At 60.1% G+C, this 22,758-nt stretch carries 15 protein-coding genes; 5 read left to right on the forward strand and 10 right to left on the reverse strand.

Going from position 1 to position 22,758, the window contains the following annotated elements; genetic code table 11:
• Positions 1 to 39: 39 nt before the first annotated feature.
• From AC1DCM_RS02955 to AC1DCM_RS02970, 4 genes are all read right to left on the reverse strand, one after another.
• A complete protein-coding gene (locus AC1DCM_RS02955) occupies positions 40 to 2,073 on the reverse strand; it encodes an ABC transporter permease (RefSeq protein ID WP_477517215.1) in 2,034 nt (677 codons plus the stop codon).
• Positions 2,073 to 3,110, reverse strand: a complete 1,038-nt coding sequence (locus AC1DCM_RS02960; RefSeq protein ID WP_477517216.1) for a quaternary amine ABC transporter ATP-binding protein — start codon at positions 3,108 to 3,110, stop codon at positions 2,073 to 2,075. The genes AC1DCM_RS02955 and AC1DCM_RS02960 overlap by 1 nt, the downstream gene beginning before the upstream one ends.
• A gap of 612 nt (positions 3,111 to 3,722) precedes the next feature.
• On the reverse strand, positions 3,723 to 6,326 hold the full coding sequence (locus AC1DCM_RS02965; protein ID WP_477517217.1) for a GH32 C-terminal domain-containing protein: 2,604 nt from the start codon (positions 6,324 to 6,326) through the stop codon (positions 3,723 to 3,725).
• Positions 6,327 to 6,598: 272 nt separating this feature from the next.
• Positions 6,599 to 7,531, reverse strand: coding sequence for a LysR family transcriptional regulator (locus AC1DCM_RS02970; protein WP_477517410.1), 933 nt, complete (start codon positions 7,529 to 7,531; stop codon positions 6,599 to 6,601).
• Positions 7,532 to 7,694: 163 nt separating this feature from the next.
• On the opposite strand from AC1DCM_RS02970, the gene AC1DCM_RS02975 reads away from it, so the two are divergent.
• The 3 genes from AC1DCM_RS02975 (at position 7,695) to AC1DCM_RS02985 (ending at position 11,165) form a co-directional block, all read left to right on the forward strand.
• Positions 7,695 to 8,996 (forward strand): aromatic ring-hydroxylating oxygenase subunit alpha, encoded by a 1,302-nt coding sequence (locus AC1DCM_RS02975; RefSeq protein WP_477517218.1) that lies wholly within the window; start codon positions 7,695 to 7,697, stop codon positions 8,994 to 8,996.
• Positions 8,993 to 10,408, forward strand: coding sequence for a ferredoxin reductase (locus AC1DCM_RS02980; RefSeq protein ID WP_477517219.1), 1,416 nt, complete (start codon positions 8,993 to 8,995; stop codon positions 10,406 to 10,408). The genes AC1DCM_RS02975 and AC1DCM_RS02980 overlap by 4 nt, the downstream gene beginning before the upstream one ends.
• 436 nt (positions 10,409 to 10,844) lie before the next feature.
• On the forward strand, positions 10,845 to 11,165 hold the full coding sequence (locus tag AC1DCM_RS02985) for a hypothetical protein (protein WP_477517220.1): 321 nt from the start codon (positions 10,845 to 10,847) through the stop codon (positions 11,163 to 11,165).
• A gap of 105 nt (positions 11,166 to 11,270) precedes the next feature.
• On the opposite strand, the gene AC1DCM_RS02990 is transcribed toward AC1DCM_RS02985, so the two are convergent.
• From AC1DCM_RS02990 to AC1DCM_RS03000, 3 genes are all read right to left on the reverse strand, one after another.
• Positions 11,271 to 13,562, reverse strand: a complete 2,292-nt coding sequence (locus AC1DCM_RS02990; protein ID WP_477517221.1) for a molybdopterin-dependent oxidoreductase — start codon at positions 13,560 to 13,562, stop codon at positions 11,271 to 11,273.
• A 59-nt stretch (positions 13,563 to 13,621) separates the two neighbouring features.
• Positions 13,622 to 14,923 carry an FG-GAP repeat domain-containing protein gene (locus tag AC1DCM_RS02995; RefSeq protein WP_477517222.1) on the reverse strand — a complete coding sequence of 434 codons (1,302 nt, stop codon included), beginning with the start codon at positions 14,921 to 14,923 and terminating at the stop codon, positions 13,622 to 13,624.
• A 413-nt stretch (positions 14,924 to 15,336) separates the two neighbouring features.
• Positions 15,337 to 16,410 carry an LLM class flavin-dependent oxidoreductase gene (locus AC1DCM_RS03000; RefSeq protein ID WP_477517223.1) on the reverse strand — a complete coding sequence of 358 codons (1,074 nt, stop codon included), beginning with the start codon at positions 16,408 to 16,410 and terminating at the stop codon, positions 15,337 to 15,339.
• A 66-nt stretch (positions 16,411 to 16,476) separates the two neighbouring features.
• Here AC1DCM_RS03000 and AC1DCM_RS03005 point away from each other — a divergent pair, with 66 nt between their 5' ends.
• A complete protein-coding gene (locus tag AC1DCM_RS03005; protein WP_477517224.1) occupies positions 16,477 to 16,983 on the forward strand; it encodes a MarR family winged helix-turn-helix transcriptional regulator in 507 nt (168 codons plus the stop codon).
• Between the two features lie 136 nt (positions 16,984 to 17,119).
• On the opposite strand, the gene AC1DCM_RS03010 is transcribed toward AC1DCM_RS03005, so the two are convergent.
• The 3 genes from AC1DCM_RS03010 to AC1DCM_RS03020 all read right to left on the reverse strand — a co-directional run bounded on the left by AC1DCM_RS03010 (position 17,120) and on the right by AC1DCM_RS03020 (position 21,321).
• The gene (locus tag AC1DCM_RS03010) at positions 17,120 to 18,607 is read right to left on the reverse strand and encodes an NAD-dependent succinate-semialdehyde dehydrogenase (protein WP_477517225.1); all 1,488 of its coding nucleotides are present in this window, start codon (positions 18,605 to 18,607) and stop codon (positions 17,120 to 17,122) included.
• 97 nt (positions 18,608 to 18,704) lie between these two features.
• Positions 18,705 to 19,598 carry a LysR family transcriptional regulator gene (locus AC1DCM_RS03015; protein ID WP_477517226.1) on the reverse strand — a complete coding sequence of 298 codons (894 nt, stop codon included), beginning with the start codon at positions 19,596 to 19,598 and terminating at the stop codon, positions 18,705 to 18,707.
• Between the two features lie 79 nt (positions 19,599 to 19,677).
• Positions 19,678 to 21,321 (reverse strand): DUF5597 domain-containing protein, encoded by a 1,644-nt coding sequence (locus tag AC1DCM_RS03020; protein WP_477517227.1) that lies wholly within the window; start codon positions 21,319 to 21,321, stop codon positions 19,678 to 19,680.
• A 149-nt stretch (positions 21,322 to 21,470) separates the two neighbouring features.
• Here AC1DCM_RS03020 and AC1DCM_RS03025 point away from each other — a divergent pair, with 149 nt between their 5' ends.
• Positions 21,471 to 22,718: an MFS transporter gene (locus AC1DCM_RS03025; protein ID WP_477517228.1), complete on the forward strand. Its 1,248-nt coding sequence runs from the start codon at positions 21,471 to 21,473 to the stop codon at positions 22,716 to 22,718.
• The last annotated feature ends 40 nt before the right edge of the window (positions 22,719 to 22,758 follow it).

Raw genomic sequence — 22,758 nt, forward strand, 5'->3', positions numbered from 1 at the left:
GGGTGGGAGTATGGCGGGCTGGATTGTTGGTTTGAGCGACTAGGTTGAGGGGGTCTTGGCCGAGGCAATTTTCCGTATCGGGGCTGCCGCTGCAGCCTGGGTCATCCTGTCGAGCAGGATGCCGAGGAACACGATGGCAAGGCCAGCGGCCAGGCCCTTGCCGAACAGCGAACTTTGGACAAAGCCGGCGACGACGTCGTACCCGAGTCCGCCTGCACCGACCAAGGCACCCACGACCACCATGGCAAGGACGTAGATCAGCCCTTGGTTGGCGGCGAGTGCCAGGGATTTCCTTGCCATCGGCAACTGGACCTTGGTAATGACCTGCCATGGCGTTGATCCGCTGGAAATGGCAGCTTCAAGGACGGTGGGGGAGATCGCTGCGATGCCGTCGGCGGTGATTTTGATGGCGACAGGAGCTGCATAGATGATGCCTGCGATGATCGCCGTGAAACGGGTAGCGCCGAATAGTCCCAGGAAAGGAACAAGGTAGACGAACGCGGGCATCGTCTGGCCGGCGTCGAGTATTGGCCGGAGGACTTGGTCCACCCTTTGCGAACGGCCCATGGCGACTCCGAAGACCACACCAAGGACCATGACCAGCACGGTGGCCACCAGCGTTCCTGCGAGGGTGACCATGGAATCGCTCCATAGGCCGAGGTAGATGATGACACCAAGGCAGGCGGTGGTCACGGCGGCGAGCTTCCAGCCGCCCAATGCGTATGCCGCCAGGGCAATGACGCCCACGAGGATGTAGAAGGGCGTGTCCGTGAGCAGGGACTGGAACGGGTTAAGGATTCCAGTGGTGATGGATTCCCGCAGGGACACCGTGAACAGGGACAGGTTGTTCTGCATCCACTGGCTTGCCGAGCTTACGGCCTGAACGATCGCCGGGCCGATGTTGAAGTCTTTGGGGAAAGCCGCGGCCCACAATGAGCTTCTGGACAACTGGACCATGACCAAGGCCAGGCCCAGCGTGACGCCCAAGAGTATGTATCGATTCCTGCGGGAGATTCGTCCGTTCCGGGCAGCGCCGGGTTCCGCACGGCGGCTGGCCGCAGTGGTCACCCGGTCCAGCACGATCGCTAGCAGCACGATAGAGAGGCCGGCATTTACTGCAGTGCCGACGTCGAGCGATTGCAACGCGCGGACAACAACCTGGCCAAGCCCTGGAGCGGCAATAAGTGCCGCAATAGTAACCATGGATAGAGCAGCCATGGTGCTTTGGTTGATTCCCATGACAACCGTCCGCCGGGCCATGGGAAGCTGCAGGGTGAGCAGCCGCTGGAGGCCTGTTGTACCCAGCGAGTCCGATGCCTCCCGGGTGTTCTCCGGGATGCTCCGGATGCCGTGGGCCGTAAGGCGGATGACCGGAGGCGCGGCGTAGATGACGGTAGCAATGACGGCCGAGGCCGGGCCAATGAGGAAGATGAGCGCCAAGGGTGCCAGGTAAACGAACGTGGGCAAAGTCTGCATGAAGTCCAGTACCGGCGTGATCACTGTGGCGACGCGCGTGGAGACGCCGGCGAGGATACCGAGCGGGATTCCGACCAGTAGTGTCAGCAGCACCGCGGTGAGGACCAGGGCGAACGTGTAAGTGGCCTCGACGAACAGACCTTGGAAGCCGAAGAAGGTAAAGACGACTACCGTCAGGAGGGCCACGCGGGCGTTCCCGACTGCGAATGCAATCCAGCCAAGCAGTCCTACGGTTCCAAACCAGCCAATTTCTGGCAGTCGCAGACCGGTGGAACTTGCGGCAAAGAGCGTGATGAAGAGGTTGGCGACGTTGTCCACCACTGCCCGCAGGGGCGTGAAGACATACAGGAAGATCGGGTTGTCCGCGCGGTTGGCAGCGACCCAGGCGTTGAACTGGTTCAGCGAACGATGCAGATCAGTCAGCTCGGAGGCAGGCAAAGTCAGAGTCGACGTCCCGTGCAGGATCAGGAACCCCAGGATCCAGACGACGCCCGCGCCCACCAGCAGAACGGTGCGGCGGCTGGGACGGCGGCGCGGTTCCCTGACAGGGGTCGATGTTGGCTGGACCTTTTCCTGGTCCCGGACAAGCGTAGTCATCAGGCCGCTGCTTCCGCTGGCTGCAGCACAGAGAGGATGCTGTCACGGTCGATCTGCCCGATGATCCTGCCTGCTTCATCCTCCACGAGGACGGGGCAGGAGGAATGCATCACCGCCGTTATGGCGTCCCGGATAATCATCCCGGAACTGAGGACCGGAGCATCCATGGGCGTTCCATCCGTCACGGGACGGATGATCCACTTCAAGGTCAGAACGTCCGCGCGGGGAACTTCGGACACAAAATCCTGAATGTACTTATCTGCAGGGGATCCCACTAACTCATCCCCGGTGCCGCACTGGACCATCTCGCCATTGCGCATGATCAGGATGCGGTCACCGAGCTTGAGTGCCTCGGAAAGGTCATGGGTGACAAAGACCATGGTCTTACCCATTTCCTTGTGGAGCCGGATGACCTCGGCCTGCATGTCACGCCTGATGAGGGGATCCAGTGCCGAGAAGGGCTCGTCGAAAAGGATAGTGTCTGGATCGCCAGCCAACGCCCTGCCGAGGCCAACGCGCTGCTGCATCCCGCCGGACAGTTGGTCCGGATAGTGCTGTTCGTACCCCTTCAGTCCAACCAGTTCAATGATTTCCCGAGCCCGGCCGTAGCGCTCGTTCTTGGCCGCCCCACGGATCTGCAGCCCGTAGGAGACGTTGTCCAAAACCGTCCGGTGGGGCAGGAGTCCGAAGTGCTGGAACACCATGGACATTTTGCGCCGGCGCAGTTCCCGCAGCTCCCCGACGCCTGCCTGCAGGACATCCTTGCCGTCCACCATTACCTGCCCTGACGTGGGTTCGATGAGCCGTGTGAGGCAGCGGATAAGGGTTGATTTGCCGGATCCCGAAAGACCCATGACTACAAAGACCTCACCCTTTGCGACGTCGAAACTCAGGTTTCGGACGGCCGCCACGCAGCCCGAGGCTGCCAACAGTTCAGCGGAGCTAAGGGACGAAAGCTCAGGATCGCCAGGGACCTTTTCGCCAGCGGCGCCAAAAACCTTCCAGAGGTTCCGTACTGAGATGTCGGGGCTGTTCATTGCTGTACTCCTGCTTATGGCGGCTCGAACCAATGGCCGGGCTTCGAGTGGACGTTTTGGTGCTTGTTCTTTCGCCGAAGTCACCCACTCGGCTTGGGGAAGGCTGGGGGTTACGTCGGTGGAGGCAGCGCTCTCTACGTCATGCTCCAGACGCCCGCGGGCAATCCTTGCGCGATGTCGCCAGGGCGCTGTAAGTCTTCTTCGCTGCGAACGGGCTTGAATCTGTATCTGGCTGGTTGTGTATGCATCAACATCACCCGTAATACGCAACAGTGATGTATCTCACTCAACCTGTCAAGGTTTGGAAATAAATAAAAACGATGGCTAACAGCTTCCATGAGCTTGGCCCTCAGAAGACCGTGGCGTGCCCAGTGCGGGCGAGAGGGTGAGTCTGTTTGAGCTGAAGCTGCCAGCGACGAAGGTTCAATCCGAACGTCCAGCCATCATGAGCGACGCCTGCGGGGTCCAAATGATTGGGGGATTGGGTGCTTGGCCAAGGGAATGGTCACCTTGAGGGAAGCCGTTTTGTGACGGTACCACTGCGTCGTATTACGGGCAATGACGTAGTGGGTCCCCGGACTGCACTGTTGGCAGCCAGGGGACCCACGGGTGTTACTTCTTTCCGGAAAGGAACATCGACTGTTCCATTGGCGTCACGGTCAGCGACTTCAGCTGCGCGGTGCCGCCTTCTGCGAAGAGTGCCATCTTGTCGGCTCCGGCGTTCGGGAACACTTGGTCGGTGATGGTCTGCAGGCCGTTACCGGTGAACACCTCTACTGATGAGCGGTCCACGTAGATCCGCAGGGTGACATTGCCCTTATTGTCCAGGGCGACAGGGGCGTCATCCACGGAAGAGAATGCAGTGTGGAAAGCGATGTTTCCGGACTTTGTTCGGTCAACGAAGATCTTTCCGGTCGTGGCGTCGTAGCCGATGATGGTGGAGGAGCTGCCGTCGCCCAGTACCGTGATGCCGGACTTCTTCGCGGTGCCGGGGGCGAAGGTGATGTCCACACGCTGGACCTGGCCCGAAGTCGACGCCGGCAGCGACGTTGTTCCGGCCGCGACGGCGCCGCCCTTCTTATCGGCGTAGCTGGGCTTTTGCGCGAGATCGTCCACTTGCTTGACGGCGCTCTGGGTAAGGCGTAGTCCGTCAGGTGTCTGGGTCAGCTGCACATCGCGGGGCAGTGACATGGCGCTGCGCCACGGGTTGGTAGGGATGTCGTTGGCATAGTCCCAGTTATTCATCCAGCCCACCATGACCCGCTTGTTGTCGGGCATGTTCGCGAAGGAGACGGCCGCGTAGTAGTCGCGTCCGTAGTCCAGCCAGTCATAGGACTCCAGACGGGACGTCGCTGCTGTGGAGCTTGCGGTGAACTCGTCCGCGAGTATGTGCCCCCAGCCGAACCTGTTGTTATCGACAACCTTGATTTGTGCCTGCTGCCCAACGAATTCCTTGACATTCCATGAGGCCCAATCCAGGGTTTCACTGTCGTTGCCTGTGGCCGTACGAACCACCTGTCCGTTGACTACCAAGTTCACCGTTTCTTCATCGGACCTGGGGACGGCGGGGGTGTCGGTGAGCATGACGTGGTCAAGGGTCAGGTGACCCCACCCGCCGGTAGCTTGGTCAACCACCCGCAGCTGTGCATTCTGGCCCACGAATTCCGAAACATCCCAGCCTTTCCAGTTCAGCAGTCCGGCGTTATCGCCCGCCAGGGAGCGGACGACATTGCCGTTGATGAGCAGCTGGACGGCCAGGGTCTGACCTGAGTCCGCCGAGCGGTGGCCGCCCCCAACGAGCATGCTCATGAAGTTCTTCGTGATGGGGAACTCAGGGGATGTCAGGGTACCCTGACGGTCGTCACCGGGTACGGTGCCGGTTTCGAACGTGTTGATTCGTTTGGCGCCAAGGTAAAAGTCCCCACCGCTGGTGGCCGGCTGGAAGTTGGGGGTCAGGTCTCCTGTGCCGGTCCAGCCGGCATCGGCCAGCGTTGTGCCATCTGGTACCTCGAAGCCGTCAAACTTGAGTTCTCCTGGGGGCGGGGTGTTGTCCAGCTTGTCGGAGACGCGAGGGTGCTTGCCGCCGCCTATGAGGAAATTCAGGTAGTCGTCGGTCACGGTAAAGGTTGGTGACTGCATGGAACCCAGCGGCCAGTCGCCGTCGTTGAATGAGTTGATCAGTCCTGTGCCGCCAAATTGGGTCACCGGATTTTGACCGGGCAGGGAACCGGCGGCGGGAGCGTCGCCGAAAGGGCCGTTCTTCCAGTTGCCGGGTTCGTTGTTGACGGTCCAGCCGCTGTAGGTGCCATCGTTGAAGCCGGCCAGGATAGTGCCGGCCGGTGCCGCTGTGGCTGGTTTCGTGGTTTCGGAGGTGAATGTGGTGCCGTCGAAGTTGCCCACGAAGTACTGTCCAGCGGAGCCTCCGGCGACACCGCCGGGGTTGATGTTGACGACCATGACCCACTTGATGTTGTTCGTATCCCCATCCACCGCGAGCGGGAACATATCAGGGCATTCCCACTGGCCGCCGCTGGCGTTGGCGGGTCCGAATTCGCTGAGGGCAGTCCAGTCCTTGAGATTGCCGGATTTGTACAGGAGGACCTTGTGATCCTGTGATTCGACTGCGGTCATGACCCAATATCCGCCGCCGGACGGGTTGTCGTACCAGAAGACCTTTGGGTCCCGGAAGTTGGCTGAATTGCGGTTCAGCACAGGATTTCCTGAATATTTGGTCCAGGTCTGGCCGTCATCCAGGCTGTACGCCAGGGACTGGGCCTGCAGGCCCCGGTGCGGGGAGGGCTCCTTGTAGGCACTGGTGTAGATGGCCACCAGCGGGGGGTTTTCCTTCGTCCCGAAGCCGGTTGTGTTGTCCTTGTCAACCACAATGCTGCCGGAGAATACATCTTCCTGTGCGTCGGTTGGGAGAGCGAGGGGCTGCTCCTGCCAGTGAACCAGGTCCTTGGACGTCGCATGGCCCCAGGACATGTTTCCCCACGTGTTGCCGGAGGGGTTGTGCTGGTAGAAGAGGTGGTAGACACCTTTATGGAAAATCATCCCGTTGGGATCGTTCATCCAATTCTTCGCGGGTGTGTAGTGGTAAGCAGGCCGAAATTGCTCACTTCCCAACTCTGGTCCCGCGGAGGCTGGTGTCACACCAGCCATGACGCCCGTAAGCGTCAGTCCCGCCAACGTAAACGCAGACGTTGCTACCCGCATGCTTTTGATCTTGAGTTTTCTCATTGTTTTTTTCGGTCGCCCTTCATCGCGGCGTGCCTATCCCCACTTAGACAACGTTGTCAGTGTCAGAAGCTATGGCAAGTCCATCGGACAAGTCAACGGTTTCTTTTAGCCCTCTTAGGTGGCGCTTTCTGAATCAAACGTGGTGATTGACCGCGTTGAGTAACGCGGGTAACCTCAATCACATACTCAGTCGATAACGCGCGTTACTCCGCGCTTGCTACGTTAGGCGAGGCGACCAGACAAAGACTTCAGAGATCGTCTTCGGGACGGGCAGTGAGAATCCGATGGGCGCTTTGCTGCAGGATGCCAAGCGACTCTTGGATCAGGGGCGATGTGATGCTGCCGCGCCGCACCGCGGCGACAATGCGGCGCGAGGGCTTACCCCTTCCGGTGATACGCAGGCGGACTACGTTTTCTGCACTACGCAGCGGCGCCAGTCGCGGCAGCAGGCCCACGCCCAGCCCCGCGCCCACGAACGCGATTTGGGTTTCCCACTCAACGGCCTCATGAGCAATTCGTGGTGTTACCCCGGCTGCAGTGAACGCCGCGGTGAAGAGGGAATGGTACGTGGAGCCGGCGGCCTCGGTGATCCAGGGTTCCGAGGCCAGCTCTTGGAGAGTCACTGTTTCCCGCGATGCCAACGGATGGTCAGAGGGAATGATCACGTCCAGGGGGTCATCGAGCAGGACGGTCTGTTCGAAGCGGGGATCGTCCTCAGCGTAAGTGTCGGACTGCATGGCAACAATGACCGCGAGGTCGATTCGCTCGGCAACCAACAAGTCGAAGCAGCGGGCTGGGTTGGCCTCGAGTACCTGCACTTCCAGCAGGGGACGGGTTGAGCGAAGAGTCGCGGCGAGCGGCGCGAGCAACTGGGCGGCCGCCGTCGAGAATCCGCCGAGGCCAAAATGGGACTGCACCTGGTCGCCAGCCTCCATGGCGGCTGCACGCAGGCTCTCCCAGTCGGCAATGAGGGTGTCCGAACCCGCCACGAGAAAGCGGCCAGTGGCGGTCAGTCGCACCCCCCGGCCGTCCTTCGTCAGCAGCTGCATTCCAAGCACGCGCTGGAGCTCGCGCAACTGCGCGGAGACGGCGGAGGGAGAATAGCCTGTGAGTTCCGCGGTGGCGCCAATGGTGCCGCAGCGGGCAAACACTCGAAGTGTGATGAGTCTCGCATCGATCATGCACCTATTGTGCATGGTTATCTTCCAAATGTTGCGCTTTTGTTGCAGCTCATTGGTCCCTAATCTCATGACTACAAGGATTTTGAAAACAACATCGGTTGCACCCAAGCACCCTTGGTCGCCATGAATCGCACGCTAACCCAGGCCTCCCGGGAGGAAACACATGTCTGCTCCAGTCTTGCCCCTCAATTCACGCGGAAAACTCGCTTCATCTTTGCCTGCAGAGCAGCTGGCAGAGATCAACGAGTTGTTCGAGTTCCGGCGCAAGGGGTATTCCCTCGATGCGCCTTTCTACACCGATGCCACGATCTTCAAGATCGACATGGAAGCCATTTTTGGCCAGCACTGGATCTTTGCCGCCAGCATCGCGGAACTTCCGGAGCCGGGCGACTACGTCACCGTCGACTATGGTCCCTACTCCCTGATCGTGCTGCGCAATGACGACGGCGGCGTGAACGTACTGCACAACGTCTGCCGCCACCGCGGCGCCCGCGTCTTGACTGAGCCCGCCGGATCAACAGGCAACCTGGTCTGCGGCTACCACTCCTGGACATACTCCCCGGAGGGCAACCTGATCCATGCCTCGGCGCCGGGGGAGACGAAGTTCGACAAGGGGTGCTTCGGCCTCAAGCGCGCCCACAGCCGCGTGGTTGCCGGACTGATCTTCGTCTGCATTGCGGACGAACCGCCCACCGACTTTGACGAGACCTCCAAGATCTTCGAGCCTTACCTCGCACCTCACGATCTGTCCAAGACGAAAGTTGCCTACCAGCAGAACATCGTCGAGGAGGGCAACTGGAAACTCGTCATGGAAAACAACCGTGAGTGCTACCACTGCGACGGCCACCCGGAGCTCGCCTGTTCCCTCTTCCCCACCTGGGGCCTGACGGAGGGCTTGATCCCGGCCCACCTTGAAGAGGTCTGGGACCGCAACAAGGAAGCACAGGCATCGCTCGAGGAGCGTTGCCGCCGCTATGGCCTTCCCTACGAGGTGGTGGAAGAGCTCGACACCCGAATTGCTGGAATCCGTATCTCACGGGAATCGTTGGACGGCGACGGCGAATCGTTCTCGCCCGATGGGCACAGGCTCTCCAAGAAGCTGCTCGGCGATTTGCCGGACTTCCGGCTTGGCCGCTGCTCTATGCACCTGCAGCCCAACAGCTGGTTCCACTTCCAGAGCGACCACGTCATCACATTCGGGGTCTTCCCCATCAACGAGCACCAGTCCTTGGTCCGCACCACGTGGCTGGTAGCCGACGACGCCGTGGAAGGTGTCGATTACGACCTGGAGAAGCTCACCTACACCTGGAAGCAGACCAATCTGCAGGACAAGGCGTTCGTGGAGCTGTGCCAGACGGGCGCCGGCAGCCCCGCCTACGAGCCCGGCCCGTACATGAAGAGTGAGTACCAGGTGGAGGCATTCATTAACTGGTACGTGCAGCGTGTCCAGGAGCACCTGGCATGATTGAACTCCTCACTGAGACGGCAGTCCAGGAACCGCAGCGCATTCGCGGCCTTGAGATGCCTTGGAACCGGGTGATGGGTAGCACCGAGGGACCCGCCAGCGCTGCCCGCGCACTGGGCCCTTGGCATCCCCAGGAGTTCATGGCCGAGTGTGTCGAGGTGGTTCCCGAGGTGGGCGGCATGATGACCTTCGTGTTCCGCCGCAGCGACGGTGCGCCGCTGGCGTTCCGTGCGGGGCAGTACGTGAACATCGCCTTTCCCGTGAACGGCGAGGACCAGGATCCGGTGGACCGGAGCTACTCACTGTCCAGTTCGCCAACTCAGCCGTGGACCTTTAACATCACAGTCAAACGCGACGCCACGGGCCTTGTCTCTCCTTGGGTGCACGAGAACATCAAAGCCGGCACCGTCCTGGACATGCTCGGCCCGGTTGGGGCATTTCACCTGCCCGATGCCGACCGCCGGGCACGCTACCTCTTGTTGGCTGCCGGCGCAGGGATCACGCCCATCATGTCCATGGTGAGGACCATCCACTCCCTGCCCGGCCACGCCGACGTCATCGTGCTCTATCACGGCGCGGAGGCTGGAGGCTTTGCGTTCCACAAGGAGTTGGCCTACATCGCCTCCGTGGATTCGCGGGTCAAGGTCTTCTACTCCCTTGGCGACCGCAGCAAGCCGGAGGGGTGGGAAGGGCTCACCGGAAGGCTGACGGCGGCCATGTTGGACGAAGTGGCCCCCGACGCCAACGGCCGCCAAGTCTATGCCTGCGGTCCAGAGGGTTACCTGAACACCGCAACGGAGCTCCTGGGGAAGGTCGGCGTCGACGACACCTCCATCTACATGGAATTCTTTTCGGGAGACCGCCAGACCATCCTTGAGTACCAGGCGGAACTCGCGCTGGCGGCGGACATTGCCGAGGAAATCGCGGAGGAAATCGCCGATTCCGCGGAGGACTACTACGAAAGCCAGCCCACGGCGTTCGGGCTCTATGAGCCAGGCTACGACGCCGAGGGAACCCTGCAGGCCGGGGGACTGCCGCTGGAAACCATCGATCCGGATGCACCTAGTGCGGAAGCGCTCGACGGCGGTTCGGACGCGGTGCCGCAGGCCGCGTCCCCGGATGCTTCAAGCTTCGACACAGTCGGAACGGGAAGCCTCACCCTGTCCTTCATGCGCACCGGAATCAATGTGCGCATCGACCCGACCGAACACATCCTGGGGGCCGCCCAGCGTGCGGGCGTCAGGATCGGGGCGAACTGCAAGGAAGGCATGTGCGGCTCGTGCAAGGTCGTCAAGCTTTCCGGTGAAGTGGAAATGAACCACCAGGGCGGGATCCGGGCTAGGGAAATCGATGCAGGCAAGTTCCTGCCCTGCTGCTCCACAGCGCGGACCGATATGGTGATCGATGCCTAGGGTCTTCCAGGTGCCTGAACCGAAACTTCCCTGATTTCCCGCTGCTTGGAGGCTTGGAACCCACTTCGGGTCTACCTTCATGCCCGGCAAACCCCCTCGCGAGAGGGGGTTTCTGCTTTAAGCTAGCACCACAATTTATAAGCATACTTACTAAAGTCGCCTCAAATTGTTGACACTAAGCATACTTACCTTTAGGCTCGAAAACAGAAGAGCAATATTGGGGTTGGTATGGGATTCTTCTTCAAAGGCCAGTGACAGTGGCATGTCGGGCAATGTGGTCCGACGAACCGGCCCCCGCTCCTCTCTACCGCAACCGGCGGAACCTAAGAAAACCACGATGTCCGTCTTTCCACGTGACACTGTTGGCATACCTGTGGGTATTCCAGCTTCTGGGGATGACTTGGGGAAAGAACGGACGAGTCCAGGGAGTACAAAAATGTCCATCATGCGCAGAATCACCACAGCAGCAGTCGGATCGCTTTTTCTCATTGGAGCTGTAGCTGTCCCATCCCAAGCAGTCAGGAACACCACGTTCCAAGACGGCTTGGTTAACGTCAATGTCGGGGATGTGAACGTCTTGAACGACGTCGATGTGGCAGCAGTGGTTGGCATCGCGGCCAACATCTGCGGTGTCGACGTTGGCCCTATAGCCGCTGGTGTCCTTGGTCAGGCCAGGGCAGTCGACGCCTCCGGACGCGATCGGACCATTTGCAACGCGGCTGGCACCGGTCTGCCTGTAACGATTACCCAAAACTAAGCACTGCATGTCGGAATGACAACGCCGGAGACCCAAGGGTCTCCGGCGTTGCCGTTGCTGGCCCGGCTTTCCTGGCCGGGGAATGCTCCGCGTCAGATGGATATGCTAACGCTCTGGGATCAAAACGGGCGGGATTGTCACCGTGAGGTCAGGGATTTCGGCCGACCAGGCTTCCACCTCGACGAGCGCGTGTTGCGCCGTCGTGGCCTGTGACAGGCTTGAGGACGGCCTGTCTGCTGTCAGGACATTGGCATTCCCGTGCCTGCAAAAGGAGGGGTCATTCGGCGCCGGATCGTACCAAGCTCCGGCCGAAAGCTGAACAACACCCCGCCGCAGAGAAGGACTGATAGTCAAACCCGCCAAACAACTTCCCCGGTCATTCCGCACGAGAACAACCTGTCCGTTTTCAAGACCGCGGGCTGCCGCGTCATCCGGGTTCATTCTGACGGGCTCTCGCCCCTGGATCTTGGATTTCTGGCTTGTGGCCCCGACATCGAGTTGGCTGTGAAGTTTTGTCTTTGGCTGGTTGGCAATGAGGTGCAGGGGATAGTCGCTTGACGAGCCAAGCCATTCGTCAGGTTCGATCCACACGGGGTGGCCCGGGCAATCGGCATAGCCAAAACCGGCAATTGTCGAGGAGAATATTTCGATCTTTCCACTCGGTGTTCCGAGCGGGTACTTCCCGGGATGCCGACGGTAGTCCGAGAGCAAAACCTGGCTAGGTTCAATGACGGGGATCTCGATCTTTTCTGATTCCCAGAATGTGTCGAAATCAACGACTTCGACGCCTCGTTCGCTGAGCTTGCTGCTCCATTGTCCGTACAGGTGGCGGAGCCAACCCATCGTGTCGCGTTTCTCCGTGAACGCGTCAACTGTTCCAAGCTTTGCTGCTATTGCGGCGAAAATATCATAGTCATCGCGGGCGATGCCGGCAGGTTCAGTCAGTGCATGCATCGGGAAATACGAAGGGTCATTTCGGCCCGCTCCATAGTCGTTTCGCTCGATCGACATGGTTGCTGGAAGCACGATGTCGGCATGGCGTGCTGTACTGGTCCAGAACTGTTCATTCACGATGACAGTAGCTGGTTGGGCCCATGCCTTCCGGAATCGTGCCAAGTCCTGATGATGATGGAACGGGTTACCGCCGGCCCAGTAAATCAACTCGATCTCTGGCAGGGTGATTTGCTTGCCATTGAAATCTATCTGGCTTCCTGGATTGAGCAGCATGTCGGCTATCCGGGCCACAGGTATATATGAAGTCTCGGGATTGCGTCCTTGGGGAAATGAAGGCGCACTGGAGACACCCAAAGGTAGTCCTACATCTGCGGAGGAACCGTAACCGTGCTGGAACCCTCCGCCAGGCAACCCGATCTGTCCAAGCATCGCGGCGAGGGTCACCCCGAGCCATATTGGCTGCTCACCGTGCTGTTGCCGCTGCATGGACCAACTCAGATTGATCATGGTTCGTGATGCAGCCATGTCACGTGCGAGTTGGGTAATTCGAATCGCCGGAACCCTCGTCAGCTTTTCAGCCCAGCTCGGATTTTTTGGTTCACCGTCAACATCCCCCCGAATGTAGGGCAGGAATTCATCAAGACCGACACAATACCGGGCGAGGAACTTCTCGTCGGCGAGTTTTTCATTGTCCAGTACATACGCAAGGGCCAGCATCAGGGCGGCGTCGCTTCCAGGTATCGGCGCGATCCACTCGGCACCGGCTTCCTTGTACGTGTCGTCGCTTATCGGCGTCACGTCAATGAAGCGGCAGCCCCGAGCTACTGCTTTCCGGATTGCGGCCCTTGCAACATGGCGTCCGACTCCGCCAGGAGCAATTCCGCTGTTCTTCTCGGAAATTCCCCCGAAGGCAACGAAGAGCTCTGTCTTCTCACTTACTACTTCCCATGAGGTTGCGCCAGCCATGACCTGGTTGGGCGAAGCACCGATGACGTGCGGCAGAAGCACACCAGAGGCGCCGTAGCTGTAGTCTGTTACGCCGGAAACATAGCCCCCCAACCCGTTCAAGAATCGGTGGATCTGACTTTGCGCGTGATGAAACCTGCCGGCGCTGGCCCAGCCATATGAACATCCATACACAGCGGAAGGGCCTTTTTCGGAGTAGACCCGCCCCAGTTCTGCGCTGGCCAACTCAATTGCACGATCCCAGGAAACTTCAACAAAGGGTTCATTTCCCCGGCCAGACCCGCTTCCGGGTCCATGTTCCAGCCAGCCAGCACGAATGGCAGGGCGCAGTATACGAGTCGGGTGGTGTTGTGCGGACGCCATGTTGTCCAAGAGGTCACGGGGGTCGGGGTCTTGGGACCAAGGTCTGACAGACAGCAAAGATTTCCCGTCACTTTCGGCTTCGAAGGCTCCCCAGTGCGTCAAATGCGTGCGCATGCGTCAGTCTCCCTTGGATGCTCTTCGGATGACCGTTGGCCAGTGTTGGAAGGTCACGGTCAGATGAGTGATCGAAAAATGTCCCACCCGGTGCCAATGGTTTCGTTGGTGGGAACGAACCCGCTGTACTTGAGCAGGTCACCGTCCGGGTTGATGGCGATGGTGTCGTTTCGGGTCACGGTGTGCCCCCAATGTATAGCCTCGCCCAGGTTGTGTGTATAGCTGCCGACGCCGATGATCTCGGACATCGCGTCCCAGCCAGGGCCCCAGGTCCCTGCGCCTTCCCAACCTCCTTGGCCATCGGAGCGGTATTCGTGCATATAGCCGCTGTAATCACGTCCGAGGATGTCGACATTACCGTCGCCGCTTAAGTCGCCGGGGGCAATGATCTTGTCAAAGACCTGCCACCCGGTACCCACAACCTGTGGTCGCTTCCAGCCACCGTCGCCATCGCCGGGGTATAGGTGGAGGTCGCCTTTGGCGTCGCGGGCGAGCACGTCGTTGATGGAGTCTCCGTCGAAGTCGCCGGCGCCCACGATCGTGTCGAATATGTTCCAGCCCGTGCCGACGACGGTTCTGTCCAGCCAGCCTCCGTGGCCATCACCGGGGTACAGGTAGAGGTCTCCCTTCGCGTCCCGGGCGAGGATGTCGTTATTGCCGTCGCCGTCGAAATCGCCGGGTGACAACACGATGTTGAAGATGTCCCATCCGGTGCCAACAAGTCTGGGCTCATCCCAGTGCGCTGTCTCGTAGCTGGGGCACAGTCCCGCATCGCAGGCTCCCAAACCATAGGTATAGGTCCGTGGATACAGGACCAAGTCCCCGTCGTCTGTGCGTCCCAACACCTCGAAGCTGCCCCGCCCGGTCCAGCCCATGGCCCGGTTGGAGGCTGCAATTGGCGCCGTTTCCTTACTGTGCAGCAGGGTGTTCTCATCGCCCCGCAGGGAGTCGCCGCATTGTGGCTTTTCCGGAGTCGTGGCGTAGACGTTGAAGGACAGTCGGTTCCCGCGGTCCTCAGGCAGAATTTTTAGCGGTTCCACCTGACGTTCTGGAGGAAGAGGGGTTCCATTACTGAGCCATTCGATCGTGTAGCCAGCAGGCGCTGCTTCAGTCTTGTCGCAGCCCGAGAATTCGGCTGGAGCACCCATTCGAAGCTCTGACCCTACGTACGGCATTCCGATCAGGGAGACGATTCCATCCATATCAATGTGGTGGAGGGGGCGGGTATCTGCGGCCGCTGCAGGCGCAGCGCCGCCAGCAGCCACAGTGGTCACAAGCAGGGCAGCGATGACGCCGGGGCCCGTCAACCACAGCGCCTGCATAGCGGCAAGAACTCGTTTGCTCAGTGATGAGGAGATCATTTAGGCCCATTCCTGGTAAGGGTCACGGCTGTTGCGGACCCACGCAGGCCCTCGGGTATCAACCTATCGGCAGACGTTCCGGGACGGCAGGATTAACGTACCGCGAATGTGATGTTGGAAGGTGGCGGGAGCGTAGCAGGTAGCGTGGCCGCGGTTGTGGAGGAAAGACGAGTACTGACTACTCGTGCACCCAGATTGCATGTTGGTCTTTACTAAATGCAGCGGAACCCAAATAACTGCCAATGACCCCCCAACGCTTGGCGGTTGGTGCCCAAGGGTTCCGTCGGCCTGGACCGGACAACTGCAGCCAATGCAGATGTCCGGCCCTTAGCCAGGCCAAGAAAACATTAGAAGCCGAAAGGTCCGAAGCGGGCGATTGCGACGCCAGTGCCAAGACCTTGAGGAAAGTGCGACTACGAACCGGCCGGGTGGTCACTATCCGCAAGGATTTCGCGGACCATGGGAACTACCCTGCTGCCGTAGAGTTCTACTGCTTTGAGCCGATGGCTGATCGGCTGGGCTCCGGAAGTGAAGATGAGGTCGAACCGGCCAATCTCCATTGCGGCGACTGCCCAGGCGATCTTCTTGGCCACCGTCTCCGCGGATCCGATGTACATGGAGCCGTGCTCGATTTCCGCTTCAAAGTCTGAGCGGCGGACGGGGGGCCAGCCGCGGAGTGCTCCGATCCGATCACGGACTATTTTGTAGTGGGGCCAGAAGATCTCTTTGGCTTCGTTGTCGGTGTCGGCTATGAACCCGGGGGAGTGCATTCCTACAGGCCATGCTGTGGTGCCGAATTCTGCGGAAGCCCGCTTGTACAGATCAATGAAGGGCGTGAACCGCTCAGGCTGACCTCCAATGATGGCGAGCATCAAAGGGAAGCCATACTTTGCTGTCCGGACCACGGACGCGGGTGTGCCTCCGACGCCGACCCAGGTCTTGAGCCCGTGCTCGGTCTTCGGATAGACATCCGCGTCAACCAGCGGCGTGCGCGTGGAGCCGTTCCATGTGACGGGTTTCTCTTTCAGGAGTTGTGCGAAGAGCTCAATCTTTTCCTCAAAGAGTTTGTCGTAGTCCTTTAGGTCATAGCCGAAAAGCGGGAACGACTCCGTGAAGGAGCCTCTGCCCAGGATGACCTCGGCACGACCGTTGGACAGTGCATCAACGGTGGCAAACCGCTGGAAGACCCTCACCGGATCGTCCGAGCTGAGCACCGTGACGCCGGATCCAAGCCGGATACGGGAGGTAACAGTGGCCATGCCGGCCAGCACAGTTTCCGGGGACGACACCGAATATTCCGGGCGGTGGTGCTCGCCAACGRTGAAGACATCCACGCCGAGCTGATCAGCGATTACGGCCTCATCCACTAATTGCCGGATGGCCCGGGCGTGGCTCACTGGTATGCCTGCATCGTCCAGGGGGATATCACCGAAAGTATCCAAACCAAAGATCACGTGCTCACGGCCCTTCGCTAATTGATACGTCAATTACTTAATTGACGCGTCAATCATCACCCGGTATTGTTGACATGTCAAGCGAGGGGAAAAATTGTGATGAAGCAAAGCAGCAACGGCGTCAGGCGGAGTCCAACTGCCGATGAGCTTGCTATTTGGCGTGAGTACGTGGAGACAAGTGAGGAAGTAAAGCAGGCGATGGCAGCAGGGCTCCAGGCCACCTCCGGCGTATCACCGGGGGATTACTCGGTGCTCCTGAGGCTGAGCGAAGCGGAGGGGCATCGCCTCAGGTCCTCCGCCCTGGCTGAAGGAATTGGGTGGGAGCGGAGCAGGCTGTCCCATCATTTGGCGCGGATGGAGAGTCGGGGGCTCATCTGCAGGAAAAAGTCCAGTAACGACAGTCGCGGCGCCGTGGTGGAACTGACCGACGACGGCGCACGCACTTTCCGCGCGTCGTCTGCTCCACATCTTCGGCTCGTACGCGAGCTGTTCATAGACGCGCTCAGCACCGAAGAGCTGGACACCCTTGCCGAAATCGTCAAGCGACTGCGCCGACATCTGGAGGATGTCCTGGACGTCTCCGCTCCCGGAACCTCTGAGGCCTAACCTCAAGGTAGCCACGGGAGGCACCTGCCGGCGTCGTGCATTTCCACCTGATTCAAGGCGATCTATCGCAAAGCGTTGAGACCGGYGCCAATAGGCGCCGACCTCAACGGGGTACATAGACAGGAGCGGGCTCGCGCTAAGCGGTGGCGCGTCGCGCCACGTTGTAGAAGCGGATGTTCTCGTACTCTTCGAGGCCCTCGGCGCTTCCTTCGCGTCCGAGACCCGACTGCTTGACGCCTCCGAAGGGGGCGCCTGCGTTGGATGGGACGCCTTGGTTGATGCCGACGATCCCTGTCTGGAGACTGTCGGCGACATTAAGGGCGCGGTCCAGGTTCTCGGTGAAGACGTAGCCGGCGAGTCCGAATTCTGTGGCGTTGGCGCGGTCGATTACTTCGGCCTCGGAGCTGAAGCGCTGTATCGCTGCGATGGGACCGAAAATCTCGGACTGGGCGACGTCGGAATCTTGCGTAACGCCGTCCAGGACGGTCGGGGCGAAGAAGTTGCCTACGGAATCGTATCCGTGGCCGCCGGTGAGCAGTGTGGCGCCCAGGGCAACGGCGTTCTCGGTGTAGGACTGCATTTGAGCGACAGCACGGTCATCGATCAGCGCGCCAAGCCCAGTCTGCTGTCCGAGGCCGCTTCCCACAGCGACCTGGGCGAAGCGTTCGGTGAGCGCTGCTACAAAGTCATCCGCTATTCCGTCCTGGACGTAAATCCGGTTGGCTCCAATGCAGGACTGGCCGCCGTTGCGGAGTTTTGCGGCAAACGTTCCATCCACTGCCCGCTGCAGATCGGCGTCGTTGAAGACGATGAGCGGAGCGTTGCCGCCAAGCTCCATTGAGCTGCGGAGCACGTTCTGGGAGGCGAGCTTCAGGAGCTGACGGCCCACCGGCGTCGATCCCGTGAAGGATACCTTCCTGACTCTGGGATCGAGCAGGACGGCTTCGCTGAACGCCCCTGATTTTGAGGTCGTGATGACCTGGATCAGTTCTTCAGGAACCCCTGCTTCGATGGCGAGTTGAACAGCAAAGTACGTCGTGAGTGGAGTGAGGGTCGCAGGCTTGATGACTACGGGGCATCCTGCAGCCAGGGCGGGTGCGATTTTTCGGGTTGCCATCGCTAACGGGAAATTCCATGGCGTGATCAGTACCGCCAGGCCGACGGGGGAGCGGCGTGTCAGGAGGCTCGCACCACCATCCGGCGTTTCGCGGAAGTTCCCTGCGGGACGCACGGCTTCCTCGGCGTACCAGCGAACGAAGTCGGTGCCGTATTTGACCTCGCCGCGTGCCTCTGCCAGCGGCTTGCCCATTTCGCGCGAAATCAGGTGAGCGAGATCCTCAGTGTGGGCCACGAGCTTGTCGTACCAGGCGTGCAGGACGTTGGCGCGCTGGCGCAGGGTGCTCTTGGACCACACCGCTCCAGCGTTGTCGGCCTTCGCAACAGCCTCCAGTGCGGCCTCGACGTCGGCGTCGGGGACATGAGCTATGGTCCCACCTGTCGCAGGATCGTGGACTGCGATGCCCGAGCTGGGAAGGCTGATGGATTGAATGACGGCATCCGCGTGTTGGAGGTTGACGGGGTCTGCCGGAATCAGGGGAGTAGTGACGTCGGATATGAGGCTCATCGGTTCTCTCTTTAGTAGTGGCCTGCCTGAAGCCAATGTATCTACGACGAAAAGTAAATAAAAGCGAACCTTTTTGACGCGTATATGTAAGCGCTCCTTACATGTCGCTGGCGTGCAGCACTTGGGTTATCCCTTCCCTGACGGCGACAAGGGAAGCGCTGCGCTCAGAGCCGGACCGAACCAGGAACTGGATGCTTCGTGATTGATCCGCCGGCAGCCAGGAACTGGGCGTCAAAACACTGCCAGCTTCACGCACCACCATGTCAGGAAGGAAGGCCGCGGCGAGGCCTTGCTCAACCATGCGGAGGTGGAAAAGGAGATCCGAAGACACGTAGGCAATCACGGGTTCAATGCCCAGTTCCCGGCAGACGCGCATTGCCCATTGTGACGAGGCCGTATGCGGCGGCTCTGCTACCCAACGTAGCGCCTTTAGATCGTCAAAGTCAGCGAACTCCAGGCCATGGGGAAGGTAGCCGCGGATTGGGTCCTGGCCGATCACGGTGGTGTGCACTCCTCCGGGCGGCGCAACTGTTGTTCCAGGAAACGCATCGCTGACCACGGCATCGACCTGCCGCGAGACCAACTGGACGACTGCCTGCTCGGGATCCTCGCGTCGCAACCTGACATCGAGACCGGGGAAATTTCGGGCCAACTCGGCCAGCGCAAGGGGCATCACGCTGCGGCTGATGGTGCTGAATGCCGCTATGGTCACCATGCCTTGAGGCCGCTCATGGGAGGTCGCAAGATCCGCCTCAGCGCGTTCCATCGCCGCCAATATTGCCTCCGTGTTGTGCACTAGTTCCTCGCCTGCCGGGGTGAGCCGCACATTGCGCCCCACCCGTTCGAGAAGGACGACACCTGTTTCCTTTTCCAACAAGCCGAGCTGCTGCGAGATGGCGGAGTGGCTGTAGGAAAGTTCACGGGCGGCGGCACTCATGCTGCCGTGCAGCTTGACTTCCCTGAGGAGGGTGAGGCGATGGAGGTCGAGCATGCTGGTACCTGCCTGATTGCTGTCGGATGCGTTTAGAGGAGCACCGCCCCGGCGGCGCGACTGGGTGGGCTCCATCCAATCAAACCAGTTGGGGCGACATCCGAGGATACGGGTAGATGCGGCAGATCGAGATGCCGGTGTGCATGTGCCCCATGGGAATCGGGAACACCGCGGTGGACATTGGTTCGTTGTGTGGATGGATCCACGTAGTGCCGCCTGCTGTCTCATCCCCGTTGAGTAAACGTCCGGATCGGGCATCAGCCACCCCGGATATTTCCTGCACGGATTCCATGCCGATGTTCGATTCTCCGTCGATCACGGTGAAAGCTATTTTGAATCCGCGGCCGATCGCCGCGAACTCATTGGATCCCAGCTGGCGGATGATCCCGTAAGCGCATGTGCCGATAGGGTCGGTTCCGATGGCAGTCATGCGCGTTACAGTCATTCGAACAGTCGAAAAGACGAGGTCGATCTGCGGCTGCTGATCTGTAAGGAAGAACCCGTGCTGTTGTCCACCGGAGTGGGCGGCGTCGCTAAGAAGTGGATCGGCGCGGGCGAGGAGATCGTAGGCGTCAGCAAGTGCTTGGAGATCCTCGGCACTGCCGGAATCAACGCCGAATGGTGATACGCCGAGGGCACCGAATTCGCCAATGGCTTCAAAGATATGCCCGACTCCAGTAACGTCGCGCCGCATTTCCGGGATGAACAGTCCCTTGGATGCGGCAAGGTAATTGCCGAAGATTGTCCTGCTGTCTCCGAAATAGAGATCGGGCGCCAGCAGATCGATGGAGGGCGCGCACGCCTGCCAGATGTCCGCGACGTGGGGGAGCGGCCCACCACTTGGATAGATGCCTGGCCGCTGGCCGCCAGCAACAGCGAAACCCGGAAGGTCGACGTCGATATCGCTGTCCAGCCACGCATTGACGAACAACGGAAGTGCAGAGTACTGGCGGCCAGCATGTGCCACCCGTTCGATGTGGGTTGCGATTCCGTACGCCATGAACGCCTCGTCCGAGCGGTCTGGGGAGCGGAGCACCTCCGGCCACATGGCGATATTGGCGCCCAGTGCTTCTCGTGGCCGGTTTGCCAGGGCATCAACCACAGGCTGCGGCACTGGTTTGGTGAATGCAGCATTGGCTGGATGGGAATGATCCCGCGGAGCTCCAAGAAGGCCGACTTCGTTCTCCACCTGCACCATGAGGACGGTTCTCTGCTCGCCGTCGATCATCTCGACGTGCCGCATCAGAGCGGCAAACGCCGTGGCATCCAATGGCTCCTCTGTGAAGGGAGAAAGGGTGTCAGTGAGACGCCCATCCTCCAGAACGCATCGCGTAAAGCGCGTCCAGTCCCTCTTTACCCAGGCAGGAGCATAGGTGGAGGCCCCATTCTTCCAAGCCCCGAACCAGAGAATGATCAAACGCAATCCAACACTGCGGGCCGACTCAATCAAGTGTGTAACTTGGGCCAGTTCAAAGGCGCCTTCAGTGGGCTCGACGGTCTCCCACGACACCGGTGCCAGGACTGTATTCGCGCCAACCGTGAGGGCTGACTCCAGTCCATTCCGGAACGCTTCAGGGGACGAACTGGACGAGTTATGCAGTTCGACGCCTCGGACCAGAAAGGGGGAGCCATCGACGATGAGTCGTGCCCGTCCAGTTGATCTTTCGAGCGTGGGAACATGCGTCGGACTCAACGCCATTTGGACAAGTACTTCGGTTGACACGATTCGGACCTCCATTAGTTAAAATGTGGCAAGTGCACGGTTTTAGAGTAGCAGGGCATAGGAACTTTTCTCAAAATGTAGCGCATGCACTGTTTTTGAGCTAACGTCTTCCTTGTCGGACCTTCGTCCCATGCAAAGGAGCATCCCCAATGGCAATAACTTCCTCAGCCCCAGGCCAGTCTCAGGACGCCGTGCCGACCCCACGACTAGGGCGCCTCGGGCCACTTCTCTTCCTGGCGCATGCTGGCTGGATGCTACCGTTCAGTGCTGCTGGCGCCCTTATCCCCGCCCTGATGGCCCAGATTGATCCCGATCAAAAGGTTGCACTCTATGCCACGCTGGCAGCGGCCGGTTCGATCGCCAGCATGATAGCGACCATCGTTTTCGGTGCCTTGTCTGATCGGACACGTACCCGTTTCGGACGGCGAAATCCCTGGATTGCAAGCGGTGGAATCGTGCTCGGCCTTGCCGCCACGATGATGTCGTTCACGAGCGAGTTTGCCATCCTGGTCGTTCTCTGGGTTGTTCTTCAGATCGGGCTTGCTGTCGTCCTCGCTCCGCTGTTCGCCGTGCTGCCCGAACGAGTGAGCGCCAAGAACCTTGGAAAGGCCTCCACCCTCATCGGACTCGGTCAGCTGCTGGCGCAGAGTCTGGGCGCGATCGTTGGTGGCGCTTACATCACGATGCCGAGGGAGGGACTCCGTTGGCTGCCGTGGCTCATAGCCGTGGCAATGATCATCTTTGTCCTCCTCTCGCGTGAGAAGGACAACCGCGACGTCGCACGCGAACCCCTGTCTCTTGGCGCACTGTTGCGCGGCTTCGTTCCGCCAAGGGACAGGGATTTCCTGCTCGCCCTTATCGGCCGCTTCCTTCTTCTCCTGTCGTTCATGATGGTCTTGCTGTACCAGCTCTTCGTCCTCACGGACTACATCGGACTGGATATTGCTGAGGCGGGCGGCGTGATCGGGACCGGCGGAGTGATCATGGCCATCTCTTCAGGAATCGCCACGCTGATCTCGGGCCCGCTCTCGGATAGGATCAAGCGGCGCAAACCAATCGTGATCGTCGCTTCCTTGGTTTTCGCTGCAGCCGAACTTCCACTTGTTTTTGCCGCCGACCTTAGTGCCTTCTACCTGTTCCTCGCTGTCGGTGGTTTCGCCTACGGAATGTATATCGCCGTTGACCAGGCGCTGCTCGCTGAAGTTCTCCCGGACGCCGAGAATCAAGGCAAGGACATGGGCATCCTGAACATTGCCAATACTGGACCCCAGATCATTGCCCCTATCGTGGCAGGGGTAGTCGTATCGATCGCAGGATTCCAACTCGTGTTCGGAATGGCGGTAGCGCTTGCAATCCTGGCAGCGGTGGTACTGGTTCCGATTCGCCGCGTCCGATGACGATAGACGGGGGGTCGGCCACCTGGTTGACCCCCCGGTC

This window comes from Paenarthrobacter sp. 10N417, assembly GCF_056394745.1.